Consider the following 17,133-nt stretch of genomic DNA (forward strand, 5'->3'; position numbering starts at 1 on the left):
AAGTATAGCATATTCTTCCATACCTGTAACTTAGTAAGCCTATTTTTAAAGCAAAAGGCTGCCTCAATGCTAAACAGCTGAGGCAGCCTTTTTATTCTTAAGACAGTTTATCCATATTATCCCACAGGCGTGCGGCGGCTTTGCGGGCCTTTTCATAGATTGGCTTAACATCAAAGGGGAATTGGCCGTTTTCCAGCACGATCTTGCCGTTGATAATGACAGTCCGTACATCGCGGCTGTCCAGTCCGAAAGCGATGTGTCCGCCAATGTTTTCCGGCAGCAATGGCGTAGGTGCATCATAGTCGAGCACGGTCAGATCCGCTTTATAGCCTGCGGCGACTTTGCCAAAGCGGGCACCGAAGCTGCGCGCCAGAAGATCGTTGCCGTTATAGAGGAACTTGAGGAAGCTGTCTGGCCATAGGGGGCCGCCTTCATCCTTATGTTTGAAATAGGCAAACTTAAACTCCTCTAGCATATCGCTGCCCATGCCGTCAGTGCCTAAGGCAAAATTGGTATACTGGGGGATTTTGTGATTATAGCCCACGTTGTTGTTCATGTTGGAACGGGCATTGTGTACCAAATACGCATTATGTTCATTGATCATCGCAATATCCCGGTCGGAGAGGTACAGGCCGTGGGCAAATAGCGCCTTGTCGGTTAGCAGACCGAAACCGGCCAGTCTTTCCATAATGTCCTTACCATAGATATGATGGGAATAGGAGACATCATACCGGTCTTCGGCAACATGGATATGGGCACCGCGACCGGTGAGGCGTACCGCCTCGCCCATCAGCCGGAGCGCTTCGTCAGGTAAGGTTACCGGTGCATGACCACCAATCATCGCTTCCACTAAGTAGGCACTGCCGCCGGCGGCTTTGTCTTTATCACAAAGCTGAGTAAACTCAATATTTTCCCGTACCGAGGCTTCTACTTCCGCCAGACCGCCGTTACGGTCGGTTGTTTCGTAGCAGGTAATCCCGCGCAGTCCTGTTTCCGTAAAGGCCTGTTTTAAGACCTTTAAGGAACCTTCAATAAAGGCGGGCGAGGCATGATGATCGATAACCGCGGTGGTACCGCATTTAATCGCTTCCAATGAGCATACCATGCCGCTGTAGTAAAGAATCTCTTCATCGATGGCCCGGTCCAGACGCCACCAGAGATTACTGAGGACAGAAACAAAGTCCGGACAGGGCTTGATGTTGGCCATAATGCCTCTGGCCAACCCGGAATAAAAATGATTGTGGCTGCAGACAATGCCCGGCATTACCAGGGCACCTGCCATATCAAGCACCCGGTCGGCAGTATAGCTGCCGGCTATTCCAGCACCGGCGGCGACAATCTCCGTTCCCTCGATTACGATATCCCAGCCGCTATGAATGGCAGGGGGGTGAAATTCAACAACGGTTGCATTTTTTAATACCAGCATATCTCTTCCTCCTATTCATCAACGGGGCCAAAAAGGGCTGGCCGCTTGCTGTACAGCTCATTAAAAATATTCGCCATTTTGTTTAATTCCTGATTGTCGGCAATCACAAGCCGTCCATGCTCCAATTCAACTGCAAACAGCTCATCGCCCAGGCGGATGGAAACGGTATTATCTTCTACCCAAAAGCCAGGGTTGCGGCTATTCTCAAAATCCTGACGCAGGCTGAACAGGGTAACCTTGTCGGTATACGGCTTACCGTTCCAGGGACAGAAGGTGGCGCAGTTGCCGCATTCGTTGCAGTAGGCGTCAAGATGGACGATTTGATAGAAGTTGACAAACTCACCGGATTTCATGGAAATAGCCAGGTTTGCCCGGTTAGGGCATACTTCCACACATTTGTTGCACACGTAGCTGCATTCCAGGCAGCGGCTGAATTCCCGCTGGCCAACATTGGCTTCAGCAGCGCGTTCTCCTTCAATTTTAACATCAGACTGCCAGGTAAGGCCAAGTTTTTTCCTGGCGATTTCCTCCACCTGTCTGGCAGCTGCTTTGCGGCATTGTTCCCGGGCAGGCTGCCAGGCGGCGTCGACGCTTTGGCAAATGGCATCGGCAGCTTTCCTGGCATCGGCAATTGCTTTAACGATCGACGCCGGGCCGGTTAGTGCATCGCCGACGAGGAATACGCCGGCGCGTTCGGCACCGCTGACGCCGATTCGTTTCAACTGAGCGGTGTTAATATCTTCGCCGATGGCTGTTATGACCGTATCAGCCGGCAGCGTTTTCCGTTCATCAGTCGGTTCCGGTTTGCGGCGGCCGGAGGCGTCTGCTTCGCCAAGCTGCATTACCTGGCAGACCAGCTTGCCATCGGCGGTAAATTGCTCCGGATTAAGCAGGAAGTGAAACTTGACCTGATCTGCCAGTGCCAATTCATATTCTTCGTGGTAGGCGGGCATTTCCTTCTGGGTGCGCCGGTAGATAACGGTGCAGGTTTCCACACCCGGTACTCTGAGGGCACTGCGGGCCGCATCCATTGCCGTATTTCCGGCACCAATAACGGCTACGTGTTTACCTAGCTGAAGAGTGGCGGGCTGATGATTGAACCGGTCCAAAAATTCGAGGGCTGAAAGTACCGGGCGGTAATCGCCCTGGCTGGGCAGCGGGAACGGCTTCTCTGCTCCGGCGCCGATGGCGACAATAATATATTGATAGCCGTCCGCCTGCAATTGGTCAATGGTCAGGGCCGGATCGCAGTTAAAGACAAAGCGGACACCGTGATCCTCAATAAAGCGGACATCGCTGGCAACGGCATCGCTGCTCATGCGGAACTGGGGGATAATGTGGCGCGGTGTTCCGCCGGCTGATTCGCGCTGCTCGAAGACGGTAACAGCAAAGCCTTCCCTGGCCAGGAAGTAAGCCGATGCCAGTCCGCCCGGCCCTGCTCCCAGTACGGCAGCTTTTATGCCGTTTTGTTTTGCTGGCAGGGCCCATTTTTGCCGGTATTCGTCGTAGCCCTTGACAACGGCAATGCGTTTGGCCTCACGGATTAGTACTGCTCCTTCATAATCCAGGCGGGTACAGTTATATTGGCAGGCGTGATCGCAGATATGACCGGTAATCGAGGGGAGAGCATTTTTTTCATAGATTAACGCCAGTGCCTCTGCATAGCGCTCCTCGCCAACCAGGCGGATATATTCCGGTATATCCTGACTGATCGGGCAGGCGGTTTTACAGGGGGCGGCAGCACAGTCATAAAGCGGCAGACTGTCGTTGATGGCTACTTTCTTGCTGCCGCGATAATATTTTTGCGCATAATCAGCCTTTACTGCTTTTTCGGCCAGTTCGGCAACTTTGTCTACGCAAATACTGGTCTGATCCCAGCCATCCATTTGTTCCAGTTGGGCAGCAATTGCCGACATGCGGTTATAGCCGCCCGGTTTTAACAGGTCGGTGGCCAACGTAATGGGCCGTATACCGGTAGCGAAGACATCGGCGGCATTGTGTTCGCTGATTCCAGCCGAGAAAGATATCGGTAAAGCACCGTTAAACTCCTGGCATATCTTAGCCGACAATTGAATGGACAGCGGGAAAAGCGAGCGGCCGGACATGTACATTTCGCCGCCGGGCAGCTTGTTTTTAAAATTGACCGAACCCAGTGTGTTGGTCAGCTTAACGCCGAAGAAGCGTCCCTGACCGGCAGCCAGTTTTTGCAGGCGTACCAGCATCGGGATAGCATCACGGTATTTCAGGTCGTGGTCAAAGGATTCTTCCGAAAGGGTAATATAGTCAAAGCCTAAGGCATCAAGGGTAGTGCGGACAACCGGGAAGGACAGGAGAGTGGGATTCAGCTTAACATAGGTTTCCAGGTTTTTATCTGTCAGCATATAAGCGCAAATTTTTTCGATCTCTGCCGGCGGACAGCCATGCATGGTGGACAAGGTTACCGATTTGCAAATTTGCGAACTGATTTGCTCAGGCAACTGCTGCAAATGAGGCAGACGAGCGGCAAGATTTGTATTTTTTAGGAAAATTCCGTCTTTAAGCAGGATCGCTAAATCATCCAGGCAGTTATTGAAGAAAGGATGTTTGGAGGCATCCTTCAGGCTATTGATATAAGTGTCCATGCGGGGAGTTTGAATGCCGGCCAGATTGTAACCGACGCTCATATTAAACAGAAAGGAACGTTCCGGGCCGGTGCGCAGCTCAAAGGCTTCTTCCAGCAAATGCAGCAGCAGCCAGGCCTTTATGTACTCTTCGTAGGCTTTTTCCACGGTATATTCGCTGGACCATTCCGTATTAAATCCTTCATCTTCCGCATCTATACAGGGTTTATCAACAGGGGGCTCTTTTTCCTGCACCGTCTTCAGCTCAATAAACCGGCTGCCTGCCAAATAGGAAGTAACAATATTCTGGGCCAGCTGAGTATGGGGTCCGGCGGCCGGACCCAGCGGCATTTCACACGATTCACCGAACAGTGCTACCCGTTTACTTCCCTGTTTGCGAAAAAAGCTGGTATGAGGCAAAGAAAAAATGGAGCGGTCGGCAGCATATTCCTCAAAAATGCGAGCAACTAATTCCCGAAACGGGACTGGTCTCATATGATCTCCCATGGTTGTGCTCTCCTCCCTGACTGTTAATGTCACTATGAAAATATGCAAGAATTATACCAAAAATTCACTTTTTGCCCGATGTTGGCGCGATACTTGCATTTTAAATTTGGCAATAACCACTAAGGGGGAATCACAACATGAACCATACCATTGACTGGAAAGTAAATACGATGCAAAAGTGCAAATCAGGAACAGCAACTCAATTTTTGAGTTGTGAAGAAATTAATAAAGCCAGACAGTTTCATCAAAGCTTTCCTCAATATCAGCCTACACCTCTGCGCAGTTTAAACTGCCTGGCACAGCGTCTGGGTGTAGCCGGCGTGTATGTCAAGGATGAGTCTTACCGGTTTGGCCTCAATGCTTTCAAGGTGCTAGGCGGCTCTTATGCGATTGCCCGCTATCTGGCGAAGCGTCTGGGAGCGGACATCAGCGAGCTGCCGTATAGCACACTGATTTCGCCTGCGGTAAAAAAACAACTGGGAGATATTACGTTTGCCACTACTACCGACGGCAACCATGGACGCGGTGTGGCCTGGACCGCGCGACAACTGCAGCAAAAGGCCATCGTTTATATGCCGAAAGGTTCGTCCATTCAACGCCTGGAGAATATTCAGGCCGAAGGTGCCGAAGCCTGCATTACCGAATTGAATTACGATGATGCAGTGCGAATGACGGATGAACATGCGAAGAAGCACGGCTGGATAGTGGTGCAGGATACCGTTTGGGAGGGCTACGAAGAGATTCCTACCTGGATTATGCAGGGGTATGGAACGATGGCAGCCGAAGCGGTGGAGCAGCTTCGGGCGATGGGTATTGAGCGTCCCAGCCATGTCATGCTGCAAGCTGGTGTAGGCTCACTGGCGGGAGCCGTGCAGGGGTATTTAAAAGAAGTATATGGGGAGCAAAGTCCGGCAGTCGCCATTGTTGAGTCTGATCAGGCTGCCTGCCTGTATAAATCGGCGCTGGCTGAAGACGGAAAACCTTATAATGTGGGCGGGCACATGGATACGATTATGGCGGGGCTGGCTTGCGGTGAACCGAATCTTATCGCCTGGGACGTACTGCGGGACTACAGCAGCTTGTTCTTTGCCTGCCCTGACTGGGTAGCGGCCAGAGGCATGCGGATACTCGGCAATCCGGCAGGTGCGGACAGCCGCATTGTTTCCGGCGAATCAGGTGCCGTTACCATGGGACTGCTGAGCATGCTCCTCGCTGACGGACGCTGGGAGGAAGCAAAAGCAGCTTTTGGTCTTAACGCCAATTCCACTATTTTGCTGTTCAGTACGGAAGGTGATACAGATCCGGAAAAGTACCGGTCTATCGTCTGGGATGGTGAATATCCTTCCTATCAACACCTATAAGATAGTCTAACGAATTGATAAGTCCTCCTAACAGATGGAAGCAGGAAAAGATCAGCTCTCAGCGAACAGTAGTAAGTATACGAAACGGGTCCTTAGAGGTGATCGGATGTATTCCCTCCGTGAAATTCAGGAGACAGTTCAACAGACTGCTGAAGCCATTGCTGAAGCCTTGCAAATCGAGGTGGAAATAGCCGATGAAAACCTGGTCCGCGTAGCCGGAACAGGCCGTTATAAAGCAGGCTGCAGTCAAAAGCTGGAAGGCTTTGTTTATTCTCATGTTGTAAAAACAGGTCAGCCTGTCGTGATTGATCAACCGGGCCGGCATCAGCTTTGCCGCCCCTGTGCATTATGGGACAAATGCTCGGAAACCGCTGAAGTTGTTGTTCCAATCCGCCTGGAGGAAAAGACCCTTGGGGTTATCGGACTGATTGGCTTTGATGTGGAGCAGGCGCAGCGGGTGCTGGAGCGAAAGGATTCGCTGCTCCGCTTTCTGGAGAAGATGGCCGATCTGATTTCCGGGAAGATTGATCAGCACTGGCAGGATAAGAAAAGAGAAGCACTGTCACGCAAATTAGTGACAGTGCTAAATCTGTTGCATGACGGCATATTGGTGGTGAATGAGAGCAAACGGATTATTCATCATAACCAGATTGGCGCTCAGCTTGCCGATATTGCAGATGGGCAGTCCATGGAACTGACGCAGATTATGGATGATAAAAAGCTCTGGAAAGCCATTGAAAAAGGCGAGGTGTTTTCCGGACAGGTACGGGGCCGCCATGGTAATGTCCAGTGGTACTGCGATGCCCTGCCGATTATTACCGGCCAGGCGGTAGAAGGTGCCGTAATTGTTCTTAAGGATGTTCATCAAATCAAACGGCTGGTCCAGGATACTACCGTTAGCGATATTGCTACCGAGTTTTCCCAGATTATCGGCAATTGCGGCCGTATCCGGGAGCTGAAAGAACTGGCCTCCCGGGTTGCCGCAAGCAGTTCAACCCTGCTAATACAGGGCGAAAGCGGCACAGGAAAGGAACTGCTGGCCCGGGCGATTCACCAGAGCAGCAAGCGGAAGAACAATGCGTTTATTGCGATCAATTGCGGTGCCATTCCGGAAAGCCTGCTGGAAAGCGAGCTCTTCGGCTACGAGGAAGGTTCTTTTACCGGGGCGCGGCGAGGGGGCAAATTAGGCAAATTTGAGCTGGCCCATAATGGTACCGTTTTCTTAGACGAAATCGGGGATATGCCGCTGCATTTGCAGGTAAAGCTGCTGCGGGTACTGCAGGAAAAACGGGTGGAGAAAATCGGCAGCGCCCGGTCAACGCCGATTGATGTAAGGGTAATAACTGCTACGCACCGGGATCTGGAGAAGATGGTTGCCTCCGGTGAGTTCCGGGAGGATCTTTATTATCGCCTGAACGTGATTCCCTTAAGCATTCCATCCCTTAGGGAACGCAAAGAAGATATTCCGCTTTTAACGCAGCATTACCTGGACTATTACAGCGGGGTATTAGGCAAGCATGTAGCGGGGATGACGCCGGATGCCGCTGCCATTTTAAGCCGCTATTCGTGGCCGGGAAATGTGCGGGAATTAGCCAATGTGATTGAATATGCCGTTACGATGACGACCGGAGAGTATATCAGCTCGGAAGTGCTCCCGAAACGCATTAAGATTGAGCAAAAAATCGAAGTAGCCAGCGGGTCCTTAAACCTCAAGGTTTTGGAAAGAGAAGCGATAACCAAGGCGCTGGAGGAAGCTGTTGCCCAGGGGAATAAGGATAATGCCGCTAAGATCTTAGGGATCAGCAGGGCAACACTCTACCGGAAAATTAAAGAATACCGGATCGCTGAACGGAAGTTCTTCTCTTAAAGCACGATGGGCGAAATGAGCTGAAAATCTCACAATGAGACGTAAAAGTACAGTCCCAGCCTCGAGGATAGCCATGCTGCAAGGAGAATCTCGAAAAGATATGAAAGTCTCATTTTGATACTGAAAATAAAGGCGTTTACGGATAAATGGGTGTCCGTGGGCTGGTATTTGCAAATGCCGGAGTGAAAATAATAGTTTGTATTGTTTCAAAGACCGTTTATATAAAGCGGTCTTTTTTATTCAATAAGCGCGCTATCAAAAGATTTTTTGACAGATACCTTTATTAATTTAACTGAATAATCATTATGTTAAGAAAGTTGGCACAGGATTTGCAATATGTAATTTCTGTCAATCAGACGGACAAATCACTAAGGGGAGGTGGCACCAGCCGGTATGCAATTCCTTTAAGCAAGGTTTAATTAAAAGAGGATGGTGAGTCTAAGTGCAGGAAGAGAAAGTTCGTCACCCAGTCGATGAAATGTTGCCTTTAGGTCAGTTATTTACCTATGGATTACAACATGTATTGGCCATGTACGCAGGAGCGGTAGCGGTACCGCTGATCATTGCCAATGCGTTGGGCTTGTCAAGGGAACAGCTTATATACCTGATTAATGCAGACTTGTTTACATGCGGTATCGCCACCATCATTCAAACGGTTGGGTTCTGGAATATGGGGATTAAAATTCCCATTATCCAAGGGGTAACTTTCGCTGCGGTGACGCCAATGATCATTATCGGCAAGACACATGGCCTGCCGGGTATTTACGGGTCGATCATTGTTGCTGGGATTGTGACGTACCTGATCAGTCCTTATTTCAGCCGGCTGCTCCGGTTTTTCCCGCCTGTGGTTACCGGAACCATTATTACCGTGATCGGTATTACGCTCATGCCGGTTGCTGTACGATGGGCAGGCGGCGGTAATCCGGCAGCGAAGGATTTTGCCAGTGCCAGCTATATTCTCATCGCTTTAATTACGTTAGTATTGGTCTTATTCTTTTACCGTTACTTTAAAGGCTTTCTCAGCAATATTGCCGTGCTCTTAGGGTTGATTTTTGGCACAATTATTTCCAGCTTCTTCGGCATGGTTAACTTTTCGCAGGTTCCGAATGCCGCCTGGCTAGGCATAACCACCCCGTTTGCTTTTGGCATGCCGGTCTTTGATTTTGCTTCCATTGCCGCTATGGTACTGGTCATGCTGGTTGTTATGACTGAAACAACGGGAGATTGTATTGCAATTGGTGAGATTATTGAAAAACCGGTTACACAGAAAGATTTGACCCGCTGTTTGAGGGCAGATGGTTTTTCTACCTTGCTTGGGGGCATATTGAATAGCTTTCCTTATACTGCATTTGCCCAGAATGTAGGCCTTGTCGGACTGACTCGTGTTAAAAGCCGGTTTGTTGTGGCTGCTGCCGGGGTAATTTTGGTGGTACTGGGACTCTTTCCGAAACTGGCGGCTGTTATTGCGGCTATACCCAATGCGGTGCTTGGTGGTGCCGGTATTGCCATGTTTGGCATGGTTGCTGCCAGTGGCATTAAAACGCTGTCGAAAGTGAAGTTTGACGGCACCCATAATATTATGGTCGTCGCCATCAGTCTTGGTGTCGGCATGATCACCCTGGCTGTTCCCAATTTCTATCATAACTTCCCGAGCTGGGCGCAGGTTATTCTGCACAGCGGTATTACCGCAGGCAGCGTTGCTGCTATCTTATTGAATGCCCTGCTGAATGGTACAGAAGATACTGCCCATACAGAGACTGACGCCACTCAAAGCGGAGGCGCATGAATGTATGCACCAGCCTGCTGTCATTGCGAGCGACAGCGTGGTAATCTCATCTTTTGTTTGCTTCAGTAGAACCGTCCCTGTGAATCTGGCAATATTTCGTGAATCTTTCGCCGGTCAGGCGTTAGAGATAAAAAATACCCGCGAAGGAAAGGAGAAAGAGTTTTGAAAGAATCTTTTGCGCAAGTACTCAGTTTGGCCGAAAAATATCAGCCTGATATGACCCGTTTTCTGCGGGATATGATTGCAATTCCCAGTGAGAGCTGTAATGAAGAGAAAGTCATTCAGCGGATTAAAGAAGAGATGGAAAAGGTAGGCTTCGACCGGATTGATATTGATCCTATGGGCAATATCTTTGGATTTATTGGTCATGGCAAGCATGTTATTGCAATGGACGCACATATTGACACTGTCGGTATCGGCAACCGGGATAACTGGAAATATGACCCCTATGAGGGGTATGAAGATGAGGAAGTCATTATCGGACGGGGAGCCAGTGACCAGGAGGGCGGCATGGCCTCCATGGTGTATGCAGGCAAAATTATCAAAGACTTAGGTCTGGAAGATGACTATACCCTGGTAGTGGTAGGTTCAGTCCAGGAGGAAGACTGCGACGGCCTGTGCTGGCAGTATATCCTGAATGAATACAAGCTGCGGCCAGAATTTGTAGTCATTACCGAGCCGACCGATGGTAAAATTTATCGCGGTCAGCGGGGCCGCATGGAAATTAAAGTTACTACTCAGGGAATTAGCTGCCATGGCTCTGCGCCGGAACGGGGCGAAAATGCGATCTATAAAATGGCCCCCATTCTCACGGAACTAAGAGCTTTGCACGAAAATCTACAGGATCATCCTTTCTTAGGCAAAGGCAGCCTCACGGTATCAGAGATTTTCCATACCTCACCTTCGCGCTGCGCTGTTGCCGACAGCTGCTGGATCTCCATTGACCGCCGCCTGACTGCCGGTGAAGACGGCGAACTGGCGCTGCGGCAGATCCGCAACCTGCCTGCAGTAAAAGCAGCCGGTGCTGTGGTAGAAATGTATACCTATGAAAGACCTTCTTATACCGGCCTAGTTTATCCTACAGAAGCGTATTTTCCGACCTGGTTAATTGAAGAGGGGCATCCGGTATGCCATACGCTGGAGGATTCCTACAAGAATCTGTTTGGCAAGCCGGCAGAAGTGGATAAATGGACTTTCTCCACAAACGGCGTATCCATCATGGGCCGTTACGGTATTCCCTGCATAGGCTTCGGCCCCGGTCATGAAGATCAGGCTCATGCTCCCAATGAGCGGACCTGGAAAAAAGAACTGGTGCAAGCAGCAGCCCTGTATGCCGTTATTCCGTCGGTATACGTCAAGCAATATGCGGCGAAAATGCCGGAAAGCACTGCCAACCTCGTTAAATAAGCGTGGACTTAACGCATAGGAAAATTAGAGGAGGATATTACGATGCAAACTATTTTCCGGGGAAAACATTTTATTGATTTGGAAGACTTCACAAAAGAAGAAGTCGACACAATGATTGACGTTTCTATGGATCTGAAAAAGAAATTTGCTATGGGTGTTGCCACTCCCTATCTGCAAAACCAAACTACTTTTCTGATTTTCTTTGAGCAATCCACCCGTACCCGTAATTCGATGGAAGCAGGGCTGGCCCAGCTGGGCGGACACGCCGGCTTCCTGGATGGCTCCACCATGCAGGTATCGCATGGTGAAACCGAGAAGGACACCGCAATTATCCTGTCTCGCTTTGGCCACGGCATTGCCTGCCGCTATTGCAACTGGGGTATCGGCAATAAATACTTAAGAGAAATGGCCAAATACGCTACTGTGCCGATTATGAACCTGCAATGCGATTTATACCATCCCATGCAGGGGCTGGCTGACCTTATGACCATGAAAGAAAAAATCGGTGACCTCAAACGGGTTAAAGTCTCGATTATCTGGGCTTATGCCGAAAGTCATAAAAAACCAATTTCCGTTCCTGTAACGCAGCTGCTGTTGTTCCCCCGCTACGGCATGGACGTTGTTCTTGCTCATCCCAAAGGTTGGGAACTGCCTGACTGGGTTATCGAAAAGGCTCGCGCCAATGCAGCCAAATACGGCGGAACGGTTACCGTTACGAATAATGAAGAAGAAGCCTATGAAGGTGCTCATATTGTTATTCCGAAAAACTGGGGAAGCTGGGTTAACGATCAGACCGGCCTGACGACTACCGGTGCTTCTAAGGTAGTAGACGACAAGCTGATGGCACAGCGCAGCTGGAAATGCACCGAAGCAAAAATGGCGACCGCTGACAAAGATGTTATGTATATGCACGCCTTGCCGGCAGACCGCAATAACGAAGTGGAAAACTCGGTTATTGACGGCCCACACTCCATCGTATATGATGAAGCAGAGAATCGGTTGCATACTGCCAAGGGTGTTATGACTCTGTTAATGGGTGGTAGATAACTGTGAAAAAGCTGGCTGTTGTAGCGATAGGCGGCAATTCGCTCATCCGCGACAATGACCGACAGACGGTAGAGGATCAATATGATGCCGTCTGCGAAACGGCAAAGCATATTGCCGGCATGATTGTGCAGGGATACGAGGTCATCATTACGCATGGCAATGGGCCGCAGGTTGGTTTTATCCTGCGCCGATCCGAAATTGCGAGTGAAGTGGCCGGAATGCACCATGTTCCGCTAGTCAGTTGCGGTGCTGATACACAAGGTGCCATCGGGTACCAGATTCAACAGGCCATGGATAATGAGTTTAAAAACAGAGGTCTTGCAAAATCAGCTGTCACCGTTGTTACGCAGGTGGCAGTATCGCCGGAGGACCCGGCGTTTCAGAAGCCCACGAAGCCGATTGGCTCCTTTTATACCCAGGAGCAGGCCCAAATTCTGCAGGAACAGCATCCCGACTGGACGCTGGTTAATGATGCCGGACGAGGGTTTCGCCGTTTGGTCGCATCACCACTTCCGCAGGAGATTCTGGAAAAAGACGTTATTAAATTGCTTATCCGGGAAGGCTATTGTGTAATTGGTGCGGGCGGCGGCGGTATTCCTGTTGTCAAACAGGCGAACGGCTCGGTAAAAGGGATCGATGCCGTTATTGATAAGGATTTTGCCTCCAGCCTGCTGGCGGCTGAAATCAGTGCCGATTTGCTGATCATTTCTACCGGAGTTCCTAAAGTCTATCTTAACTACGGTAAGGAAAATGAAAAGGCACTTGACGAAATAACGCTTGCCGAATTAAGGCAATATGTTGAGGAAGATCATTTTGCTCCAGGCAGCATGCTTCCGAAAATACTGGCAGTCATCAGCTTCCTGGAAAAGGGCGGCAAGAAAGCCATTATCACCAATCCGGAATCATTAGAAGAAGCAGTTGCGGGCAGAACCGGAACTCACGTATATCCATAAAAGTATAGTTATGATGCAGAGCAGCATGATGCCGGCCATTCCCCGTTAAGTAACCATGAAAGTTTCACATGGTTGGCAGGGAGGCCGGTTCATGCTGCTTTTCTTTTAAGCAGAGGAGTGGAAGCAATGGGCATTTTATTAACAGGCGGCATTGTTGTTACTGCCGCCGATACCTATCCTGCAGATGTACGCCTGGAAGGGGAGAAGATAACGGCTATCGGACGGAACATTGCCCAAGATGGTGATGAACCGGTGAATGTGGCCGGCTGCTACTTGTTTCCCGGCGGCATTGATCCTCATACTCATTTTGACCTGCCCATTGGCGATATGCGTACTGCCGACAGCTTTGCCAGCGGCAGTAAGGCGGCACTTATTGGAGGCACAACCACGATTATTGATTATGCCACTCAGTTTAAAGGGGAATCACTGGCAACTGGGTTAACGAATTGGCATGCTTTAGCTCGCGACAATTGTTATACCGATTATGGCTTTCATATGGCGATTACCGATTGGAATGATACAATTGCCCGGGAAATGAAAGAACTGGTTGAGGAACACGGTATATCGTCGTTCAAATTATATATGGCCTATAAAAATGTCCTGCAAGTCGATGATGGTGCCTTGTTATCCGCTTTTCGCGCAGCTGCCGGCTGCGGGGCCATTCTGTGCCTGCATTGTGAGAATGGCGATGTTATTGATACACTGGTGCGGCAGTCAATCGGCCAGGGGCGAACTGAACCGCGTTATCACGCTGTTTCCCGCCCTGCTCTCGTAGAGGAGGAGGCAACAAGACGGGCGATTTTACTGGCCAAAATGGCTGATGCCCCGTTATATGTTGTTCATCTTACCTGCGCGGGAGCACTGACGGCAGTAGAGGAAGCGAAACGGGCAGGATTGCCCGTATATGCCGAAACCTGCCCGCAGTATTTGCTGCTGGACGAATCCTATTATGAGCAAGCCGGTTTTGAAAGTGCCAAATATGTAATTTCACCACCGCTCAGAAACAGGGCTAATCAGCCGGTTCTTTGGCAGGGATTGACCAACCATATGCTTGATACAGTGGCAACCGACCATTGTTCGTTTCATTTTTCGGGACAGAAAGACCTGGGACTCCATGACTTTAGCAAAATTCCCAACGGCATGCCGGGAGTTGAGACAAGGCTGAGCCTGTTATACACCTATGGGGTTGCCGGTGGACGGATAAATTTGAATCAATTTGTGGCGCTTACGGCTACCAATGCGGCCAAGGTTTTTGGTCTTTACCCCCGGAAAGGGACAATTGCCGTAGGCAGTGATGCCGACATTACTGTATGGGATCCGTGCTATGAAGGCATCATTTCGGCTCAAACCCAAGCACAACGTGTCGACTATTCACCGTTTGAGGGCTTTGTTCAAAAAGGGCGGGCGAAATATGTCTATTTACGAGGGCGTTTAGCAGCTGGCGAAGGACAATTGATCGCTTCTCAGGCTGACGGCCAATATCTGCAGCGCAGCCCATTTCGAACAGGGATATTGTAAAGCAAATAAGGGGGTGAGTATTATAGCTACTTTTTTTGTAAATACACAAGAGATTCGTACAACAAAAGATACCAAGAAATTGCTGGACTTTCTGCGCGACGATCTGCGGCTGACCTCTGCTAAGGACGGCTGCAGTGCAGGAGCCTGCGGTACTTGTACAGTGTTAATAGATGGAAAAGCAACCCGGGCCTGCCTCTTCACTTTGGGGAAGCTGGAGGGCAAGCAGATTATTACTGCTGAAGGATTGTCTGTAAGAGAGAAAGAGGTCTATGCGTATTGCTTTGCTGAGGCCGGTGCGGTACAGTGCGGCTTCTGTATCCCAGGTATGGTAATGAGTGCAAAAGGTCTCTTAAGTACCAATCTTACTCCGACCAGGGAAGAAATTAAAAAGGCGCTGCGTGGCAATATCTGCCGCTGTACTGGCTATGTGAAGATTGAAGACGCTATTTTGTCGGCAGCAGAATTTTTTCGGGAAAATAAAGAAGTTCCTGCTCCGGTGTTTACAGGAAAGCTGGGTGAAAATGTTTTTCGCATCGATGCGGTAGAAAAAACGTTGGGAACCGGTATTTATGTAGATGATATGGTTGTAGAAGGGATGTTGTATGGGAAAGCACTGCGTACGAAATATCCAAGAGCGCTGGTGAAAGCGATTCGCACCGAACGGGCGGAGGCTCATCCTGATGCAGTGAGGATTATTACAGCGGAAGATATTCCAGGTCAGGTCAAGTGCGGTCATCTTATACAGGATTGGGATGCGCTGATTGCAGTTGGGCTGGAAACCCGGTATGTAGGCGATTCGCTGGCTATTGCGGTCACCCGCACGAAAGAAGCACTTGATGAAGTATTAAGCCTGATTGAGGTAGATTATGAAGAACTGCCTCCGGTTACATCGCCGGAGCAGGGACTTGCTGCGGATGCTCCGCTGATTCATGCCAAGGGCAATTTGCTTAGGGAAGAAATTTTAAACCGCGGCAATGCCGATGCAGCGATCAGCAAAGCAAAGCACGTTGTTCGCGAGCATTATTCCATGCCTTTTACGGAGCATGCTTTTATGGAGCCTGAATGTGCTCTTGCGATGCCGGAAGGAGATGATGGTGTTCTTGTGTATTCCGGCGGACAGAGTGTGTATGACGAACAGCATGAGATATCCAGGCTTTTAGGCCTGCGCGACGAAAAGGTGCACGTTCATTCCTGTTTGGTAGGCGGTGGTTTTGGTGGCAAAGAGGATATGAGCGTGCAGCATCATGCTGCATTAGCGGCCTGGCTGATCAAGAAACCGGTTAAAATTAAATTCTCCCGCCAAGAGAGTATTCTTATCCATCCCAAGCGTCATGCCATGGAAATCGACTGTACAGTGGGCTGCGATGAAAACGGTAAGATTCTGGGAGCCAAATTTACTATCCTGTCTGATTGCGGTGCCTATGCTTCTCTTGCCGGTCCTGTACTGCAGCGGGCGTGTACTCATGCGGGCGGGCCATACAACTTTCAGGACTTTCATGTTGTTGGCAGAACGGTATACACCAATAACCCACCGGGAGGAGCCTTTCGGGGCTTTGGCGTTACCCAGTCTGCCTTTGCGATGGAAAGCAGCCTGAATTTGCTTGCGGCCAAAGTAGGGATTTCTCCCTGGGAAATTCGCTACCGCAATGCGGTTCGCCCCGGTCAGGTTCTACCGAATGGACAGATTGCCGATGAGACTACCGGTATTGCCAACTGCCTTGAAGCAGTAAAAGAAGTGTATGAAAAAGCACCCTATGCTGGTATTGCTTCTTGCTTTAAAAATGCCGGTCTTGGAGTAGGTATTCCTGATACCAGCCGGTGCAAGGTTTCCATTGAAAAAGGAATTGCCCATATTCGCTCCAGTGCAGCCTGCATTGGACAGGGAATGGCTACTATTATTCTGCAAATGTTTTGTGAGACTTCGGGAATAACACCGGAAAAGGTAATTGTAGAGCCTCCTGATACGTTTCGCACTCCAAATGCGGGAACAACTACTGCCTCCCGCCAAACGCTGGTAACAGGCGAGGCCGTGACAAGAGTTGCAAGACTGATAAAAGCAGAGCTGTCACAGGGCAAAACTCTTGAGGAGTTGGATGGGCGGGAGTTCTATGCGGAGTATATGACAGAAACGGACCCGATGAGAAGTGAAAAAGAATTCCCTGTGAGCCATGTCGCCTACGGCTATGCTGCGCAGGTGGTCGAACTGGATGAACAGGGAAAAGTGATACGCGTTACTGTTGCCCAGGATCTGGGGAAGGTTGTCAATCCGAAGTCGGCGGCAGGGCAGATTGAGGGCGGGGTAGTGATGGGGCTGGGATATGGCCTGACAGAGGATTATCCCTTAGTCGGCGGTTACCCTCAGGCAAAATATGGAACGCTTGGCTTATTTCGTGCAACCGAGGCTCCGCAGATCGATGTTATTATGCTGACAACAGAGAAATATGGGAGATTTGCCAACGGGGCGAAAGGGGTAGGCGAACTGGCTACCGTTCCCACTGCTCCGGCCTGTCAGGGAGCGTATTACAAATTAGATGGAGTATTTCGCACCAAGCTGCCGCTGGAAAATACTTTTTACCGGAAGAGCAAGAAATAGGGAGCAAAAGGATAATAGGGCATCTATATAAGTTAAAGGCACCTCACGTAACGCGCGTGAGGTGCCTT

At 49.9% G+C, this 17,133-nt stretch carries 11 protein-coding genes; 9 read left to right on the forward strand and 2 right to left on the reverse strand.

Features of this window, described 5'->3' with window-relative positions:
• Positions 1-97 precede the first annotated feature (97 nt).
• Positions 98-1,426, reverse strand: coding sequence for a putative aminohydrolase SsnA (gene ssnA / locus EV210_RS04975; RefSeq protein WP_132076560.1), 1,329 nt, complete (start codon positions 1,424-1,426; stop codon positions 98-100).
• An 11-nt stretch (positions 1,427-1,437) separates the two neighbouring features.
• Positions 1,438-4,533 carry a putative selenate reductase subunit YgfK gene (ygfK, locus tag EV210_RS04980; protein ID WP_132076562.1) on the reverse strand — a complete coding sequence of 1,032 codons (3,096 nt, stop codon included), beginning with the start codon at positions 4,531-4,533 and terminating at the stop codon, positions 1,438-1,440.
• 137 nt (positions 4,534-4,670) lie between these two features.
• On the opposite strand from ygfK, the gene dpaL reads away from it, so the two are divergent.
• From dpaL to xdh, 9 genes are all read left to right on the forward strand, one after another.
• Complete coding sequence (dpaL, locus tag EV210_RS04985; protein ID WP_132076565.1) at positions 4,671-5,894, forward strand: diaminopropionate ammonia-lyase; 1,224 nt, start codon at positions 4,671-4,673, stop codon at positions 5,892-5,894.
• A 106-nt stretch (positions 5,895-6,000) separates the two neighbouring features.
• Positions 6,001-7,761 carry a sigma 54-interacting transcriptional regulator gene (locus tag EV210_RS04990; protein WP_132076568.1) on the forward strand — a complete coding sequence of 587 codons (1,761 nt, stop codon included), beginning with the start codon at positions 6,001-6,003 and terminating at the stop codon, positions 7,759-7,761.
• Positions 7,762-8,239: 478 nt separating this feature from the next.
• Positions 8,240-9,547, forward strand: a complete 1,308-nt coding sequence (locus tag EV210_RS04995; protein ID WP_132077331.1) for a nucleobase:cation symporter-2 family protein — start codon at positions 8,240-8,242, stop codon at positions 9,545-9,547.
• A gap of 4 nt (positions 9,548-9,551) precedes the next feature.
• Positions 9,552-9,713 carry a hypothetical protein gene (locus tag EV210_RS22840; protein ID WP_207900656.1) on the forward strand — a complete coding sequence of 54 codons (162 nt, stop codon included), beginning with the start codon at positions 9,552-9,554 and terminating at the stop codon, positions 9,711-9,713.
• The gene (locus EV210_RS05000) at positions 9,710-10,954 is read left to right on the forward strand and encodes a YgeY family selenium metabolism-linked hydrolase (protein ID WP_132076571.1); all 1,245 of its coding nucleotides are present in this window, start codon (positions 9,710-9,712) and stop codon (positions 10,952-10,954) included. Before EV210_RS22840 ends, EV210_RS05000 begins: the two co-directional genes overlap by 4 nt.
• A gap of 42 nt (positions 10,955-10,996) precedes the next feature.
• Complete coding sequence (locus EV210_RS05005; RefSeq protein WP_132076574.1) at positions 10,997-12,001, forward strand: ornithine carbamoyltransferase; 1,005 nt, start codon at positions 10,997-10,999, stop codon at positions 11,999-12,001.
• Positions 12,002-12,003: 2 nt separating this feature from the next.
• The gene (gene arcC / locus EV210_RS05010) at positions 12,004-12,954 is read left to right on the forward strand and encodes a carbamate kinase (RefSeq protein ID WP_132076577.1); all 951 of its coding nucleotides are present in this window, start codon (positions 12,004-12,006) and stop codon (positions 12,952-12,954) included.
• A 126-nt stretch (positions 12,955-13,080) separates the two neighbouring features.
• On the forward strand, positions 13,081-14,472 hold the full coding sequence (gene hydA / locus EV210_RS05015) for a dihydropyrimidinase (RefSeq protein ID WP_132076580.1): 1,392 nt from the start codon (positions 13,081-13,083) through the stop codon (positions 14,470-14,472).
• 13 nt (positions 14,473-14,485) lie between these two features.
• Positions 14,486-17,065 (forward strand): selenium-dependent xanthine dehydrogenase, encoded by a 2,580-nt coding sequence (gene xdh / locus EV210_RS05020; protein WP_243650443.1) that lies wholly within the window; start codon positions 14,486-14,488, stop codon positions 17,063-17,065.
• Positions 17,066-17,133: the final 68 nt, after the last annotated feature.

The sequence above is a fragment of the Anaerospora hongkongensis genome, assembly GCF_004339805.1.
Lineage (GTDB): Bacteria > Bacillota > Negativicutes > Sporomusales > DSM-15969 > Anaerospora > Anaerospora hongkongensis.